This window comes from Ruminococcus sp. zg-924 (assembly GCF_024433635.1).
GTDB lineage: Bacteria > Bacillota > Clostridia > Oscillospirales > Acutalibacteraceae > UBA7067.
The window spans coordinates 88,988-106,034 of the sequence record NZ_WNJZ01000003.1; the positions used below are offsets into that span (position 1 = coordinate 88,988).

Sequence of the window (17,047 nt, forward strand, 5' to 3'; positions counted from 1 at the left end):
GTATCATAACTTTATACTTTATTCTACCACAGGGAAGGGAAAAATTCTATGAGAAAAAAATTGTCAAAGGGAATTGCTTTTGTGTTGACATTCGTCATACTGTCAACAATGCTTATGCTTAACGCAAGCGCCGCAGGCGTAAGCTTTGATCCTCAGCTTGACTTGAACAGCGATTATATCTATCTTGTAAATCTTGATACGGATACCACAATTTTCCAGAAGGACGCAGATAAAAAGTGCTATCCTGCATCAACAACAAAGATTATGACATACGTCATTGTCACGGAAAAGGTAAAGGATCTTGAAAATACTATGGTAACAATCAAGCAGAGCGTGCTTGACCAGCTTGAGGGAACAGACAGCTCGGTTTCCGGTCTTGCGGAATATGTTGATGAAAAAATCAGCGTGCTTGAGCTTCTTTACTGTATGATGGTGCCTTCCGGCAACGACGCCGCACTTGTGCTTGCCGATTATATAAGCGACGGCAATGTTCCTGAATTTGTTAAGCTGATGAATCAGAAGGCAAAGGAGCTTGGCTGTGATAACACCAACTTTGTAAACCCACACGGACTTCACGACGAAAACCATTACACAACCGCCCGTGATATGTTTAAGATAGCCGAGTATGCAATTACAACACCACGATTTACCGACATAACAAATACGGTTACATATCACCTTAGCCTCGACGAAGACGACGAAAACCCGATTATTACAACAAACTATATGATTAACGAAAACTCTGAGGGCGATTATTACTATGAATACGCCAAGGGTATTAAAACAGGAACAACCGATGAAGCAGGCTATTGCTTGGTTTCAAGCGCTGTTCAGGACGGCGTGGCATATATGTGCGTTGCAATGCACTCACCCTGCTATGACGATAACGGCGACTACCGTGACAACGGCGCAATGCTTGACAGCAAGGCTTTGTATGAGTGGGCGTTTTCAAATATGGAGCTTCAGCAGGTTGTAGCCGAGCAAACACCTGTATGCGAGGTCAAGATTAATTACGCAATGGATAAAGACACACTTATGCTTGTCCCGCAATACGCTTATTCAACAATGCTTCCGATTGATAAGTCAAAGGACGATATAGTAATAAAATCTGATGTACCTGAGGTTATCGACACACCTGTAAGCAAGGGTACGGTAGTAGGCACAGCAACAATCTACTACAAGGATCAGGAGCTGACGAAAATAAACCTTGTTGCAAGCGAAACAATCGAAAAGAGCGAGCTTGTATATGCAATGACGGTAATAAAGAATGTTGTTACCTCACCGATATTTATTATAGCGGCAGCTTTTGTTATTGTTCTGTTTGCAGCATATTTGATATTTGTTGCAAGACTTAACAAGGGCAAGGGTAAGGATAAGGAAAAGGTAAATAAGCCGAGAGATTTGTAATTTGTCATAAAAAATAAATGGCTGTTTCATCGTTGGTGAAGCAGCCATTTTGAGTATTAGAGGAAATACAGATAAAAATAAAGATAAAAATAAAGATAAAAATAAAGATAAATGCTTTGTTGATTTTGCAACGATGTTGTAGGGAGCGGTTTTGCGTAATCCTGCTTGCTTTAATGAAATTAGTATCGTGTTGTCAGGGGCAGTCGGCAACAGTACGTTTACGGTATCAATTGCTTGTGTGTTTCGGCGTTTTACGGGTTGCCCCTGCGGTATTTAATGAACATTCATCATAGCAACCATTCCAAATCGTTTTGGAAATTACATTAAATGTACAAAGGAGAAGTACCAATGAACCCCAAAAAGCTTCTGATAGTCATCGACTATCAAAACGATTTCGTGTGCGGCTCGCTCGGCTTTGAGCAGGCTTTGGCGCTTGAAAATAGAATTGCCGCAAAAATTGAGGAATACCGCCAAAGCGGCGGTGACATTGCCTTTACCTTCGACACGCACGGTGAGGATTACCTAAGCACAAGCGAGGGCAAAAATCTGCCTGTTGTTCACTGCGTTAACGGAACACACGGCTGGAAGCTTTACGGCAAAATTGAAGCTATGCGACGGGACTGTGACAAATGCTTTTACAAGCCGAGCTTCGGTTCGGCTGAGCTTTTCGATTACCTCAGAGATAGCAGCTATGATAGCGTTGAGCTTGTCGGCGTTGTTACGAGCATTTGCGTTATTTCAAACGCTGTTTTGGCAAAAACAGCTCTTAGCGAGGCTGAAATTATAGTGGATTCACTTTGCACAGCTGATATTGATGAAAAGCTTTATACATCAGCCTTAGAGGTTATGAAGAAATTGCAAATTAAGGTTATAGGAGGAGTTTGAATGAACGGACAGAATATGTCGATGCTTGCGGATTTTTACGAATTTACAATGAGCAACGGCTACTTAAAAAACGGCTTTTACAAGCGCAACACATATTTTGACGTTTTCTTTCGCTCAGTACCGGACGGCGGAGGCTTTGCCATTGCCGCAGGACTTGAGCAGGTGATTGACTATATCAAAAACCTGCACTTTGAAGCGGAAGAAATTGAATATTTCAGAAGCAAAAATATGTTTGACGAGGACTTTATGCGCTATCTTGCAGAGTTCAAATTCACAGGCGACATTTACGCCGTACCGGAGGGAACTCCTGTGTTTCCAAACGAACCGATAATGACAGTAAAAGCTCCTGCGATTGAAGCCCAGCTTATAGAAACCTTTGTTTTGCTCACGCTGAATCATCAGTCGCTGATAGCTACAAAGGCGAACAGAATTGTTCGTGCGGCACAGGGCAGGGCGGTGCTTGAATTCGGCTCTCGCCGAGCTCAGGGTGCAAGCGGAGCAATAGACGGCGCAAGAGCTGCCTATATAGGCGGTGCAGCAGGAACAGCTTGCACGTTGAGCGATATGCTCTACGGTGTTCCCGCAAGCGGAACAATGGCTCATTCGTGGGTTCAAATGTTCGACACCGAATACGAGGCTTTTGAAGCCTACTGCAAGCTGTACCCAAACAGTTCAACTTTGCTTGTAGATACCTATAACACTCTGAAAAGCGGAGTTCCGAATGCAATAAAGGCATTTAAAAATATCCTTGTGCCTATGGGCATAAAAAGCTTTGCAATTCGCCTTGATTCGGGCGATATTTCTTATCTTTCTAAAAAGGCAAGAAAAATGCTCGACGAAGCAGGTCTTGAGTACTGTAAAATAGTAGCCTCAAACTCGCTTGACGAGCATCTGATAAGCGACCTTGTTATGCAGGGCGCAAAAATTGATTTGTTCGGTGTAGGCGAGAGAATGATAACCTCGAAAAGCTCGCCTGTTTTCGGCGGGGTTTATAAGCTTGTAGCTGTCGAGAATGACAGCGGCGAAATTGTTCCGAAAATCAAGATAAGCGAAAACGTAGGCAAGATAACCAATCCGCACTTTAAAAAGCTATACCGACTTTACGACAGGGAAAGCGGAAAGGCAATTGCAGACCAGCTTTGCGTTTATGACGAAACAATAGACGATAGACGGCCTATTATAATCTTTGACCAGAACGCAACATGGAAAACAAAAACGCTTACAAGCTATACGGCAAAGGAGCTTTTACAGCCGATATTCAAAAACGGCGAATTGGTTTATAACATTCCGCCGCTTTCAGATATTAAGGCGTACTGTGAAAATCAGGTAAGCCTTTTGTGGGACGAGGTAAAACGCTTTGAAAATCCGCACAGCTATTATGTCGATTTGTCGGAAAAGCTGTGGGGAATAAAGCGTGAGTTACTTGAGAAGGCAAAGCTGTAATAATTATGCTCATTAGCATTGTGTTTCCGTAATTTTTTTAAAATGTCATAGGAGAAATTAACGAAAATTAAAAATGTTTGCAAAGCGTCGGTCATAAAAATTACTAAGACTATACCGGCATTTTGTTTGTTTTATTCACTCGTTAACTGTTTGTTCATTGACAGGGTGTCAAAAAATGCTATAATATACTAAACTTTATATTGCAAAAATGAAAGGACCTGATTGTTATGGAGAAAAAGACCTTTAAGGCAGAATCACAAAGGCTTTTGGACCTTATGATCAACTCAATTTACACGCATAAGGAGATTTTTTTAAGAGAAATTATCTCAAACGCAAGCGACGCTATTGACAAGATGCACTTTGTATCTCTTACAGATGAAAAGGCGAGAGAGGCTATGGCTGATACCCCGTCTATCAATATTTACTCCGACAAGGACGCACGTACAATCACCGTTACAGATGATGGTATCGGTATGAGTGAGCAGGAGCTTGAGGACAACCTCGGCACAATAGCAAAAAGCGGTTCGCTCCAATTCAAGAAGGAGCTTGACGAGAACGAAAAATCAGACATAATCGGCCAGTTCGGCGTTGGCTTCTACTCGGCATTTATGGTGGCAGACGACGTAACCGTTATAACAAGACGCTATGACAGCGACCAGGGCTACAAATGGAACTCAAACGGAGTTGACGGCTACACAATTGAGCCTTGCCAAAAGGACAAGGTCGGCACGCAGATAACTATGCACCTAAAAGAGGATGACGAGGACGAAAAGTACAGCGAATACCTTGACGAGTACAGAATAAAGTACCTTATTAAGAAGTACAGCGACTATATTCGCCACCCGATTATAATGGACGTTACAACACCTGTGAACACAGCCGCAGAGGGTGAAGACCCGAAATGGGAGAGCGTTACAAACCGTGAAACAGTAAACAGTATGGTTCCTATCTGGCAGAGGTCAAAATCCGAGGTATCGGACGAGGAATGTGCCGCATACTACAAGGAGAACTTCGGCAGCTACAATGACCCGCTTGCTACAATCAGAGTAAGCGCCGAGGGAGTTGTGTCCTATAAGGCTATGCTCTTTATTCCAAGCGATGTTCCGTTCAACTACTACACAAGAGAATATAAAAGAGGCTTGCAGCTTTATTCAAACGGCGTTTTGATTATGGATAAATGCGAACAGCTTTTGCCGGAATACTACGGATTTGTAAAGGGTGTTGTTGATTCGCCCGATTTGTCGCTGAATATTTCCCGTGAAATTTTACAGCATGACCGTCAGCTTTCAATAATTGCAAAGAATATTGAAAAGAAGATTAAAAACGAGCTTAAGAAAATTCTGGACAATGACATAGAAAAGTATGAAGGCTTCTGGAAAAACTTTGGCAGACACGTTAAGTACGGCGTTGTAAGCGATTACGGCGTACACAAGGACGATATTTCTGATTTGCTCGTATATTACAGCTCAAATGAGGAGGACAAGCTGACAACGCTTGACAGCTATGTGTCAAGAATGCCCGAAAGCCAGAAGTACATATACTATGCATGCGGTGACAGCATTGCAAAAATTACCGCTATGCCGCAAATGGAGCTTTGCCGTGACAAGGGCTATGAGATTCTCTATTTCACACAGGACGTTGACGAGTTTGTAGCTCAGGCTCTTGTGTCGTACAAAGATAAGCAGTTCAAGTCAATCACAGCTGAGAACGCCGACCTGCAGAGCGACGAGGAAAAGCAAAAAACCGAAAAGAAGCAGGAGGACAACAAGGAGCTTCTCGACTTTATCAAGGGGAGCCTTAACGGAAAGATTGTGAAGGCTGTTATTTCAAACAAGCTTAAGAGTCACCCGGTATGCCTTTCAACGGAAGGTCCGGTTACTTTTGAGGTTGAAAAGTATTATGCTCAGCTTCCGGGCAACGAGGAAAAGCCGAAATCCTCAAAGGTGCTTGAGTTGAATCCGGAAAATTCTGCGTTTACATCTCTTAAGTCAGCCTTTGAAGCCGATGATAAGGACAAAGCGGCAAAATACGCCGAAATTCTGTTCAATCAGGCTTTGCTTATAGCCGGACTTCCGCTTGAGGACGCAACACACTACTGCGACCTTGTCTGCTCGCTTATGTAAGCTTTGCAGGCGCAATGAAGAATTATTAAAAATCGTTCACAGTATAGGTCTTGGCTGTTGCGGCTTGCTTTGCTGAATTTAACCGCTATATAATAAAATACATATTTCTTTAGCATAAAGTCCCGTCAAAATGACGGGATTTTATTTTTCTGTAAGGAAAAATATTATTAAATTGCTGTGAAAAATTTGCGGTATACCTTTACATGAAAAACAATATATAGTATTATAAGAGTGACTAAGTATGCTCAGGGCATAGCATTTGCGCATTATTGCCCCACTATAACCGTTATGAAAGGAAGTTTATTATGGAACCAAAGTATAAACGATTGCTTTTAAAGCTCAGCGGAGAATCGCTTGCCGGCGAGAGCGAACACGGCATTGACTTTGACACCGTTTTGAAAATCTGCCGTCCTATAAAACAGCTTGTAGATATGGGCGTGCAGGTTGCAATTGTTGTTGGCGGCGGCAACTTCTGGCGAGGCAGAAGCAGCGGAAAAATGGACCGCACAAGAGCAGACCATATGGGTATGATGGCTACCGTTATCAATGCCCTCGGCGTTGCGGACGCTCTTGAACAGCTCGGCGTTGATGTAAGAGTGCAGACTGCAATAGCAATGCAGGCTTTTGCCGAGCCATATATACGCAACAAGGCTGTTCGCCACCTTGAAAAAGGCAGAGTTGTTGTGTTTGGCTGCGGAACGGGCAACCCGTTTTTCTCAACAGACACAGCAGCGGCATTGCGTGCGGCTGAAATTGACTGCGACATAATTTTCAAGGCAACAATGGTTGACGGTGTTTATGACAGCGACCCGAAGATAAATCCGAACGCCAAAAAGTTCGATACGGTTTCCTTCTATGATGTTTTAAACAAGGACTTAAAGGTTATGGACAGCACAGCGGCTTCGCTGTGTAAGGATAACCACATTCCAATCCTTGTTTTCAGCATTGACCAGCCGCAGAATATTGTTGAAGCAGTATGCGGCGGAAATATCGGAACACTTGTAGAGTAATAAAAAATATATAGGAGAATTGATATGAACGAAACAATTGCTAAGGCAGAAAGCCGAATGGAAAAAAGACTTTCACATCTTGCCGACGACTATGCGGCAATAAGAGCAGGCAGAGCAAACCCGGCCGTGCTTGATAAAATAATGGTTGATTACTACGGCGCCCCAACGCCGATAAACCAGCTTGCGGCTGTGTCGGTTACAGAGGCGAGAACGCTTATGATTCAGCCTTGGGACGTATCGGTTTTAAGAGCGCTTGAAAAGGCTATTCAGACCTCAGACCTCGGCATTAACCCGCAGAATGACGGTAAAGCGCTGAGAATAATTTTTCCGCCGCTTACCGAGGACAGAAGAAAGGAAATTGTAAAAGAGGTTTCCAAAATGGCTGAGGAAACAAAGGTTTCCGTAAGAAACGTAAGAAGAGATGCTGTTGACAAGGTAAAGGCAAAGAAAAAGGACGGCGAGCTTACCGAGGACGACCTCAAAAAGGCTGAGAAGAAAATTCAGGACCTCACAGATAAATTTGTCAAAGAGATTGACAAAATGGCGGAGAAGAAGCAAAAGGAAGTTATGGCTATCTGATGCTGCAATATGGCACGCTTCCCTTGTTAAAGCACAACGGTCTTGACCGCTTTGGCTGCTGTGCCGAAGCTTTGGCAGGGGAAGCTGCACAATATCCACACTAAAATTTATCAGGTTACGGCGGTGTAATTATGGCTCTCGGTTTATTTAAAAATAAAAACAGCTCAGCGCAGTTAAGCCTTCAAGACGTAATCCTGCCTGAGCATATCGGCATTATTATGGACGGCAACGGTCGCTGGGCGAAAATGCGTGGACTGCCAAGAAGCGCAGGCCATAGGGCGGGAGCGAAGAACTTTCGCACTATAACAAAGCATTGTGCCAATATCGGCATAAAATATCTCACTGTTTATGCTTTTTCAACCGAAAACTGGAAACGCCCTGAAAATGAGATCAACGCCCTGATGGACTTGTTTAAATCCTACCTTGAAGAGGCTATAAGAGATTTTAAGGATGAGGATATTGTGGTTCGCTTTATAGGCGACAAAACCGCCTTTTCGCCGGAGCTTCAGGCGCTTATCAAGGAGAACGAGGAGTGCTCCAAGGACAGAACGGGAATGGTGCTTAATATTGCAATGAACTATGGCGGCAGAGATGAAATTGTAAGGGCGGCAAGGAACATTGCAAAAATGGCGGCAAGCGGTGAAATATTGCCGGATGACGTAAACGAGCAGCTCATTTCCTCAAATTTATACACGGCTAATCAGCCCGACCCCGATTTAATAATAAGACCAAGCGGCGAATACCGCATTTCAAATTTCCTTTTGTGGCAGTCCGCATATGCGGAATATGTAATACTTGACGATGTTTTGTGGCCTGACTTTACAAAAAAGATGCTTGAAGAATGCATCTTAGAGTATGCTCGCCGGAACAGACGTTTTGGCAGCGTATAATTTTTTAAGGCGGGTTTAATATGAAAACAAGAATTATTTCCGGCGTTACAGGCTCTGCAATAGTTGCGGCTATGCTGATTGCGGCTCAGTATGCGCCGATAATGTATAATATTTTAGTTGCTCTTGTTGCACTTGTTTGTGTGACAGAGATTTTTTCGGCAAGAGGTCTTACGCAAAAACCGCAGATAATTATTCCGTCTGCTGTTTTTGCGGCTTTAATGCCGATACTTTTTACATTAGGCTATTGGCATATTTTGGCAATTGCATATGTTTTTGCTATGTTTATAATGCTTCTTGCTTTTTCCGACAGCATTAAATTTGACGAAATTGCCTTTGCTTTTACCACTACAACGGTTATAACCGTAGGTATGGGTACAATAGTATTTATGTGTGACAAAAACACAGAGAACTCTCTTTTCTATATTATGATGTCGCTCGCCATTCCTTGGGTTGCAGACGCAGGTGCATATTTTGCAGGCAGTCTTTTGGGCAAGCACAAGCTCTGCCCGAAAATCAGCCCCAAAAAGACGGTTGAGGGTGCTGTCGGCGGACTTTTGGCAGGAGTTTTGGGCGCTGTTATATTTGCTGTTGTTTTCCAGTGTATAGGCTTCAAAAACGGCGAGCAGGTGCAGTATCTTTCTCTTGTGATTATGGCGCTTTTAGGCGGCGTTGTGTCGATAATCGGCGATTTGTCTTTTTCCGCTATCAAGCGAAGCTGTCACGTAAAGGATTACGGCAGTGTTATCCCCGGTCACGGAGGCATACTTGACAGATGCGACAGCGTTATTTTTACTGCGCCGTTTCTTATGCTGTTTATCGAATATTTCCCGATACTCGTAAAATAAAATTTGCCGATTATTTCACCTGATTTTACATATATGTGAAAGGATAACAAAATGACTGACGCTCTTTCAATTTTAGGCTCAACAGGCTCAATCGGCACACAGGCTTTGCAGGTGTGTGAAAAGCTGAATATAAGAGTAACTGCGCTTGCCGCAGGCGGCAATATAAAGCTGCTTGAACAGCAGGCAAGAAAATTCAGGCCGTCATTGGTTGCTGTATTTGACGAGAAAAAAGCACCAATGCTTAAAGCAGCTCTTAAGGATACTGACATTGAGGTTGTAAGCGGAATGGACGGACTCTGCCTTGCCGCACAGCACAAAGAATGTGATACCGTCTTGAATTCGGTTGTAGGAATGGTAGGACTTCTGCCGACCCTTACAGCCGCAAAGGCGCACAAAAATATTGCCCTTGCAAACAAGGAAACCCTTGTTTCCGGCGGCAGTCTTGTTATGAAGGCTGTTGAGGAAAACGGCGTAAAGCTTTATCCTGTTGACAGTGAACATTCCGCAATTTTTCAGTGCTTGCAGGGAGTACCTGACGATAAGGCGCTCAGCAGGCTTATTCTTACTGCGTCCGGCGGACCGTTTTTCGGCAGAACCAAAAAGGAGCTTGAGGGTGTAACAGTTGAACAGGCGCTTAAGCACCCAAATTGGAGTATGGGTCAAAAAATTACCATAGACTCCGCTACAATGATGAACAAGGGTCTTGAGATTATCGAGGCTTCGTGGCTGTTTAATATGCCGCAGGATAAAATTGACGTTGTTGTTCACCGTGAGAGCATTATTCACTCACTTATAGAGCTTAACGATAATTCTGTTATCGCACAGCTCGGTATGCCTGATATGAAAATACCAATCCAGTACGCTCTGACATACCCCGAAAGATTGCCTTGTCCCGTTCAGCGTCTTAGCCTTGCCGATGTTGGAAAGCTTACGTTCTTTGAGCCGGACATTGAAGCCTTTGAGTGTATGCAGATTTGTCGTGACGCACTTGACAGGGGCGGCCTTTGCCCTGCGGCGGCTAACGGTGCAAACGAAGAGGCTGTCGGATTGTTTTTGAATGGAAAAATACCGTTCCTGAGAATTCCGGAGCTTGTGCTTAAGGCTATGCTCAGGCAGGATAACATACAGCCGCAGAGCGTTGAAGACGTATTAAACGCAGACAAAGCGGCAAGAGAGCTTGTAAGAGCAAGCTTTTAAGCATTAGAGTATGAAAGGATGATTTACCATAGACGTTGCATTGCTGATTATTATAGGGGTACTGCTGTTTGAACTTATCGTGCTTATTCATGAGGGAGGACACTTTGTTTCGGCAAAGCTTTCGGGCGTTAAGGTCAATGAATTTGCCCTCGGTATGGGGCCAAAGCTTTTCAGCTTTACAAAGGGTGAAACAAAATATTCGCTTCGGCTTTTGCCGATAGGCGGCTTTTGCTCAATGGAGGGTGAAGACGAGGACAGCGACGACCCACGAGCCTTTGGCAACAAGGCGGTGTGGAAACGTATTATTATTGTTGCGGCAGGCGCTGTTATGAATATTGTTCTTGGTTTAGTTATGACTTTGATTCTTGTTCTCCAGCAGCCGTTTTACGCTTCAACAACAATTGCCGCATTTGACGATAATTCCGTAACCTCAAACAGTATTCAGATAGGCGACAGGCTTGAGGAAATTGACGGCTATGCAATTTGGAACGCACGGGATATAACCTTTGCACTCGGAACCTGCCAAAGTTTCAGCCCTGATATTAAGGTGAACAGAAACGGTCAGAGCATTGACCTTGGCAATGTACCGCTTGCCACCTATGACAACAACGGCACAAAGCAGATTGTACGTGACTTCTACGTTGAGCGTGTTGACAAAAACTTTTTCTCTGTTTGCGGTGAAACAATAGGACAGACGGTTTCAACGGTAAGAATGGTCTGGGCGAGCCTTATTGGCTTGGTAACGGGCAAGTTTGGCTTTAACGATATGTCCGGTCCTGTAGGCGTTGCCTCGGCGGTTACAACGGTAGCCTCAGCAGGCCTTGAAAGCAGCTTTCTTGATGCTTTCAACAACATTCTGAACGTAATGATGATTATAACGATTAACCTCGGCATATTTAACCTTTTGCCAATTCCTGCTCTTGACGGCGGCAGACTTTTCTTTTTGCTCATTGAGCTTATCCGACGTAAGCCGATACCGCAAAAGTACGAGGGCGCCATACACGCAGCAGGCTTTGCGCTATTAATGGTGTTTATGCTTGCAGTTACGTTTAACGATATAATGCGAATCGTAACAGGTTCGGGTTTTGGCTGATGCCGCAAGAGGTATTAAATAATTATGATTGTCGCAGCAAGTATTAACAAGGCTGTGGGGAACGGTTTTGAACTTTAGCATAAAACCGATGAAATGCTCGATTTGCCGAAAGGGGTTGTGGCTATATATGACAAAACAGGTAAAAGCAGGCACAGTTTTGATTGGCGGCGGTGCCGATATTTCAATTCAATCAATGCTCAACGTTCCTGCTGAGGATATACAGGGCAGCGTGCGACAGGCTAAGGAGCTTGAAGCCGCAGGCTGTGAAATCATAAGAGCCGCAGTGCCGGATTTGTCGGCAGTGCAGCTTATTTATGCGCTCAAAAATACCGTGAATATTCCGGTTGTAGCCGATATTCATTTTGATTACAGAATAGCGCTCGAATGTGTTGAAGCCGGAGTTGACAAGATAAGAATAAATCCCGGCAACATTGGCTCTGACGACAGAGTAAAGGCTGTTGCGAATGCCTGCAAGGTGAAGAATATACCCATAAGAATCGGCGTAAATTCCGGCAGTCTTGAGAAAAATATTCTGGCTAAATACGGCGCTCCAACAGCCGAGGCATTGTGCCAAAGCGCACTTTACCACGCTTCACTTTTAGAAAAATTTGATTTTACCGACATAGTTCTGTCGATGAAGTCCTCAGACGTTAAAACAATGGTAAGAGCGTATGAGCTTGCCTCGCTTCACTGCAACTATCCGCTTCATCTCGGCGTTACCGAGGCAGGAACGGAAAGAATGGGACTTATCAAGTCCTCGGCAGGAATCGGTTCGCTCTTGCTTCACGATATAGGTGATACTATAAGAATTTCCCTTACAGCCGACCCGGTTAAGGAGATTTATGCTGCCAAGGATTTGCTTAAGGCGTTGGGACTTGCCAAGGGCGGAGTTACGTTTGTTTCCTGTCCAACCTGCGGCAGAACAAAAATAAATTTGATTAGCCTTGCAAACGAGGCTGAGCAAAGGCTCAGAGATTGTAAAAAGGACTTAAAGGTTGCCATTATGGGCTGTATTGTCAACGGACCCGGAGAGGCAAGAGAGGCTGATATAGGCATTGCCGGCGGCAAGGGCGAGGGCCTTATATTTAAAAAGGGAGAGATAATCAAGAAGGTTCCCGAAAACGTATTGATTGATGAGCTGATAAATGAAATTGAGAAAATGTGAATTGAGAAAATGAGGTAAACCGATTTGATGACGATAAAGGAGCTTTTCAGCGAGTACGGCGGCAAGCTGCCGCAGCAGCTCGAAAACGGAGTTATAGAAGCCGCAAAAATCAATTCGGCAACACGAATGATGAATCTTACGGTACGGTTTGAACATACAGTGCCAAGACAACTTTTGTTCGACGCCGAAAACATAATCAAGGAGCTGCCAATGGGGCTTTCCGGTGCGTTTATAAAGCCGGTGTTCCCTCAGGGCAGCTTTTCGCCCGATTATTACCCTGAGCTTATAAAGGAGCTTAAAAGGCGTAACCAAAGCCTTAACGGCTCTCTTAATGATTCTACGGTAAAAATAAACGAGGACGGAACGCTCACCGTTATGCTGTGTCACGGCGGCGCAGCACTTTTAAAGGCGAAAAGCTTTGACCGAGCGCTTGCGAATATTATCCTTGAGGAATTCAACCAGAGCTTCAGCGTCAGCTTTGACGGAGTTCTTACAATAGAAGCCGACAGCGAGCAGTACATACAAAAGCAGAATATAATTGAAGAGAAAAAAAGACGTGAACAGATAATAGCCTTTGACGATGAGGAAAAGGAGCTTGAGGAAAGCTCCAAACGTAAAAAGGCGAGAGAGGTTGTAAAAACCGTTGAAATAAGACAGGACGATTATTACTATCCGGCTGTTATTGAGGGCAGTGCAAAGCCGCTTTACGGCAATGCTTTCAGCACAAAGAAGATTATGTCCATAACAGACATAGCCGCAGATTCGGGCAGGGTTGTCATTTGGGGCGATGTGTTTGAAACAGATTGCAAGACAACCAAGGACGGCAGGAAGAATATTATTACAATAAAGATAACGGACTACACAGGCTCAATGATAGTCAAGGTGTTTGACGATATCAAATCGGCTAAGCCTGCCGCTGATATAAAAAAAGGCAGTACAATAGTTTGCCGAGGCGACATTGAGTATGACAGATACATAAACGAAATTGTTCTTCGTGCAAGCGCAATAGGCACGATAAAGAAGGTGCAGGTTGTTGACAATGCACCCGAAAAGCGAGTGGAGCTTCACCTGCATACGAAAATGTCATCAATGGACGGCGTTTCGGACGCATCTTCGCTTATTAAGCAGGCACATGCATGGGGGCACCCTGCAATAGCGGTAACCGACCACGGCGTTGCTCAGGCTTTCCCTGAGGCTATGGATACGGTGGAGAGTCTTGTAAGCCGTGACGACGAGGAAAAGCCCGACGCATTCAAGGTTATCTACGGCACCGAAGCATATTTTGTTAACGATATGATTTCCTCGGTAGTCGGCAAGGGCGACCAATGCCTTAAAACAGGCAGATTCATCTGCTTTGACCTTGAAACAACCGGCCTTTCGGCGGCAAAGGAGGCTATAACGGAAATCGGTGCAGTCAAGATTGAAAACGGCGCTGTTGTAGATACCTTTTCAACCTTTGTTAATCCTCAGCGGCCTATTCCGGGCAAGATAACCGAGCTTACAGGCATTACCGATGAAATGGTAAAGAACGCTCCGTTTGAGGACAGTGCGCTTAAGGATTTTTACAATTTCTGCGGCGATGATGCAATTTTAGTTGCGCATAATGCACCGTTTGATACGTCCTTTATAAGAGCGGCGGCAAGCCGTTGCGGTATGCCGTACAGCTTTACATCAATAGACACCGTTGCAATTTGCAGAGCTGTTTTAAAGGATATTAAAAACTGCAAGCTTGACACAGTTGCAAAATATCTGCGCTTAGGCTCTTTTAACCACCACAGAGCCTGTGATGACGCAGAGATACTGTCAAGAATTTTTCTGTGTCTTGCCGACCGTCTTAATGATGATTACGGCATAACCACCGTACAGCAAATTAATACTAATATAGCAGGAGCAGATATTAAAAAGCTTGTTTCTTACCATCAGATTATTCTTGTTAAAAATAATACAGGACTTAAAAACCTATACAAGCTTATTTCAATGGCTCACCTTACTTACTTTTACAAAAAGCCGAGAATCCCGAAGTCGGAGCTTATTAAGCACCGTGAGGGTCTTATAATCGGCAGTGCCTGCGAGGCAGGCGAGCTGTTCCGAGCCATTGTGGAGGGCAAGCCTTGGGAAGAACTTCTGAAAATAGCTTCATTCTATGACTACCTTGAAATTCAGCCAATAGGCAACAATATGTTTATGCTAAGAAACGGCACGGTTTCCGACATTAAGGAGCTTCAGGAGCTTAACAAAACGGTAATCAAAATCGGCAAAAAGCTGAACATTCCAGTTGTCGCAACCTGTGACGTTCACTTTCAGGCGCCGGAGGACGCTGAGTACAGAAAGATTTTGCAGGCGGCTCAGGGTTATGCAGACGCCGAAAACCAACCTCCGCTTTATCTTAGGACAACAGCGGAGATGCTAAAGGAATTTGAGTATCTCGGTAAGGAAAAGGCATACGAGGTTGTTGTTACAAATACAAGAAAAATCGCCGAGTCAATTGAGCGTGTCCGTCCGATACCGAGGGGAGTTTTCCCGCCGTTCATTGACGGTGCTGAGGAACAGCTTACAACAATTACATGGAAAAGGGCGAAGGAAAAGTACGGCGACCCGTTACCTGAAATAGTTCAGGCAAGGCTTGACAGAGAGCTTGGCTCAATTACAAAGCACGGTTTCTCTGTTTTGTATATGACAGCGCAAAAGCTTGTTGCCGACAGTGAGGCGCACGGCTATCTTGTCGGCTCACGAGGAAGCGTTGGTTCGTCCTTTGTCGCAACAATGTCCGGTATATCGGAGGTTAATCCGCTTTGCCCTCACTATATTTGTCCGAACTGCAAAAACAGTGAATTTATAACGGACGGCAGCGTCGGCTCAGGCTTTGACCTGCCGCCGAAAAACTGCCCGAAGTGCGGAACTCCATATGACCGTGACGGCCACGAAATTCCGTTTGAAACCTTCTTGGGCTTTGACGGCGATAAAACGCCTGATATAGACTTGAACTTCAGCGGCGAATATCAGTCGCACTCTCACCGCTACACAGAGGAGCTGTTCGGCAAGAACAACGTGTTTAAGGCGGGTACAATAGCAACGGTTGCCGAAAAAACGGCGATTGGCTATGTAAAAAAATACTGCGAGCAAACGGGCAAGGTTCTGCACAGAGCCGAGGAATCTCGTCTTGCCGCAGGCTGTACCGGAGTAAAGCGCACAACGGGTCAGCACCCCGGCGGAATGGTTGTTGTGCCTAAGGGCAACGAGGTTTTCGACTTCTGTCCCGTTCAGCACCCGGCTAACGATATGAAGTCGGACAATATCACAACCCACTTCGACTTCCACTCAATCCACGACACAATTTGTAAGCTTGACGAGCTTGGACACGATGTTCCTACAATTTACCACTATCTTGAAAAATTCACGAACATATCGGTAATGAACGTTTCAATGAGCGACCCCGAGGTTATGTCGCTGTTTACCTCAACAAAAGCTCTGGGCATTGAGCCGGAGGATATAGGCTCACAGACAGGAACCTTCTCTCTGCCGGAGGTAGGAACAGACTTTGTTCGCAATATGCTTGTTGAGGCACAGCCGAAAACATTCTCTGACCTTTTGCAGATTTCGGGTCTTTCTCACGGTACAGACGTATGGATTGGCAACGCCGCCGACCTTATTCACAGCGGCCAATGCACAATTTCCGAGGTTATCGGTACTCGTGACTCAATTATGACATATCTGCTGCACAGAGGACTTGAGCCGAAAATGGCGTTTAAAATAATGGAGATTGTCCGTAAGGGCAAGTCGACAAAGCTTTTAACAGAGGACCATTTTAAAGCAATGAAGGAGCACGATGTGCCGCAGTGGTATATCGACTCCTGTATGAAAATTAAATATATGTTCCCAAAGGCTCACGCAGCGGCTTATATGATTGCAACACTAAGGCTCGGCTGGTACAAGGTGCATAAGCCGACTGAGTATTATGCGGCGTACTTCTCGGTTCGAGGAGAGAATTTTGACGGTGCAACAGTGCTTAAGGGTATTAATGCCGTAAGAGAAAAAATGAAAAATATCAAAGCAAAGGGCTATGAGGCAAGCGCCAAGGACGAGGCTGAATATGCCAATTTGCAGATAATAAATGAGATGCTCGCAAGAGGAATTGAGGTTTTGCCTGTTGACATTTACAAATCAGAGGCTAAAATGTTTGTTATAGAGGGAAATAAGATAAGGCTTCCGTTCTCGTCGCTTTCGGGCGTAGGAGATGCTGCCGCAGAGGTTCTTGCCGAAAAGGGCAAGCAGGGCGAGTATCTGTCGGTTGAGGACCTTCAGGGAAGAACAAAAATTTCCAAGGCTGTTATTGAAACCCTCCGAGAGGTCGGCGCATTGGGCAACCTGCCCGAAAGCAGCCAGCTTACTCTGTTCTAAAGGAGGAAAGGT

At 44.6% G+C, this 17,047-nt stretch carries 12 protein-coding genes; all 12 read left to right on the top strand.

What is annotated here, in order from left to right; all coding sequences use genetic code 11:
• Positions 1-48 precede the first annotated feature (48 nt).
• The 12 genes from GMA13_RS02350 (at position 49) to GMA13_RS02405 (ending at position 17,035) form a co-directional block, all read left to right on the top strand.
• Complete coding sequence (locus GMA13_RS02350; RefSeq protein WP_255882604.1) at positions 49-1,407, top strand: D-alanyl-D-alanine carboxypeptidase family protein; 1,359 nt, start codon at positions 49-51, stop codon at positions 1,405-1,407.
• Positions 1,408-1,755: 348 nt separating this feature from the next.
• Positions 1,756-2,292, top strand: coding sequence for a cysteine hydrolase family protein (locus tag GMA13_RS02355; protein ID WP_255882605.1), 537 nt, complete (start codon positions 1,756-1,758; stop codon positions 2,290-2,292).
• Positions 2,293-3,735: a nicotinate phosphoribosyltransferase gene (locus GMA13_RS02360; RefSeq protein ID WP_255882606.1), complete on the top strand. Its 1,443-nt coding sequence runs from the start codon at positions 2,293-2,295 to the stop codon at positions 3,733-3,735.
• Between the two features lie 227 nt (positions 3,736-3,962).
• The gene (gene htpG / locus GMA13_RS02365) at positions 3,963-5,858 is read left to right on the top strand and encodes a molecular chaperone HtpG (RefSeq protein ID WP_255882607.1); all 1,896 of its coding nucleotides are present in this window, start codon (positions 3,963-3,965) and stop codon (positions 5,856-5,858) included.
• 302 nt (positions 5,859-6,160) lie between these two features.
• Positions 6,161-6,868: a UMP kinase gene (pyrH, locus tag GMA13_RS02370; RefSeq protein WP_255882663.1), complete on the top strand. Its 708-nt coding sequence runs from the start codon at positions 6,161-6,163 to the stop codon at positions 6,866-6,868.
• A 24-nt stretch (positions 6,869-6,892) separates the two neighbouring features.
• Positions 6,893-7,447 carry a ribosome recycling factor gene (gene frr, locus GMA13_RS02375; RefSeq protein WP_255882608.1) on the top strand — a complete coding sequence of 185 codons (555 nt, stop codon included), beginning with the start codon at positions 6,893-6,895 and terminating at the stop codon, positions 7,445-7,447.
• A gap of 131 nt (positions 7,448-7,578) precedes the next feature.
• Positions 7,579-8,337, top strand: coding sequence for an isoprenyl transferase (locus tag GMA13_RS02380; protein ID WP_255882610.1), 759 nt, complete (start codon positions 7,579-7,581; stop codon positions 8,335-8,337).
• 20 nt (positions 8,338-8,357) lie between these two features.
• Positions 8,358-9,182 (top strand): CDP-archaeol synthase, encoded by an 825-nt coding sequence (locus GMA13_RS02385; RefSeq protein WP_255882611.1) that lies wholly within the window; start codon positions 8,358-8,360, stop codon positions 9,180-9,182.
• A gap of 51 nt (positions 9,183-9,233) precedes the next feature.
• Complete coding sequence (locus GMA13_RS02390; RefSeq protein ID WP_255882612.1) at positions 9,234-10,379, top strand: 1-deoxy-D-xylulose-5-phosphate reductoisomerase; 1,146 nt, start codon at positions 9,234-9,236, stop codon at positions 10,377-10,379.
• A gap of 40 nt (positions 10,380-10,419) precedes the next feature.
• A complete protein-coding gene (locus GMA13_RS02395; protein ID WP_255882613.1) occupies positions 10,420-11,472 on the top strand; it encodes an RIP metalloprotease in 1,053 nt (350 codons plus the stop codon).
• Positions 11,473-11,599: 127 nt separating this feature from the next.
• Positions 11,600-12,637, top strand: coding sequence for a flavodoxin-dependent (E)-4-hydroxy-3-methylbut-2-enyl-diphosphate synthase (gene ispG, locus GMA13_RS02400; RefSeq protein WP_255882614.1), 1,038 nt, complete (start codon positions 11,600-11,602; stop codon positions 12,635-12,637).
• A 27-nt stretch (positions 12,638-12,664) separates the two neighbouring features.
• Positions 12,665-17,035, top strand: a complete 4,371-nt coding sequence (locus GMA13_RS02405) for a PolC-type DNA polymerase III (RefSeq protein ID WP_255882664.1) — start codon at positions 12,665-12,667, stop codon at positions 17,033-17,035.
• Positions 17,036-17,047: the final 12 nt, after the last annotated feature.

Coding starts and splice junctions, on each gene's coding strand:
- GMA13_RS02350 (WP_255882604.1), top strand. CDS start 49: ATGAGAAAAAAATTGTCAAAGGGAATTGCTTTTGTGTTGACATTCGTC.
- GMA13_RS02355 (WP_255882605.1), top strand. CDS start 1,756: ATGAACCCCAAAAAGCTTCTGATAGTCATCGACTATCAAAACGATTTC.
- GMA13_RS02360 (WP_255882606.1), top strand. CDS start 2,293: ATGAACGGACAGAATATGTCGATGCTTGCGGATTTTTACGAATTTACA.
- htpG (WP_255882607.1), top strand. CDS start 3,963: ATGGAGAAAAAGACCTTTAAGGCAGAATCACAAAGGCTTTTGGACCTT.
- frr (WP_255882608.1), top strand. CDS start 6,893: ATGAACGAAACAATTGCTAAGGCAGAAAGCCGAATGGAAAAAAGACTT.
- GMA13_RS02380 (WP_255882610.1), top strand. CDS start 7,579: ATGGCTCTCGGTTTATTTAAAAATAAAAACAGCTCAGCGCAGTTAAGC.
- GMA13_RS02385 (WP_255882611.1), top strand. CDS start 8,358: ATGAAAACAAGAATTATTTCCGGCGTTACAGGCTCTGCAATAGTTGCG.
- GMA13_RS02390 (WP_255882612.1), top strand. CDS start 9,234: ATGACTGACGCTCTTTCAATTTTAGGCTCAACAGGCTCAATCGGCACA.
- ispG (WP_255882614.1), top strand. CDS start 11,600: ATGACAAAACAGGTAAAAGCAGGCACAGTTTTGATTGGCGGCGGTGCC.
- GMA13_RS02405 (WP_255882664.1), top strand. CDS start 12,665: ATGACGATAAAGGAGCTTTTCAGCGAGTACGGCGGCAAGCTGCCGCAG.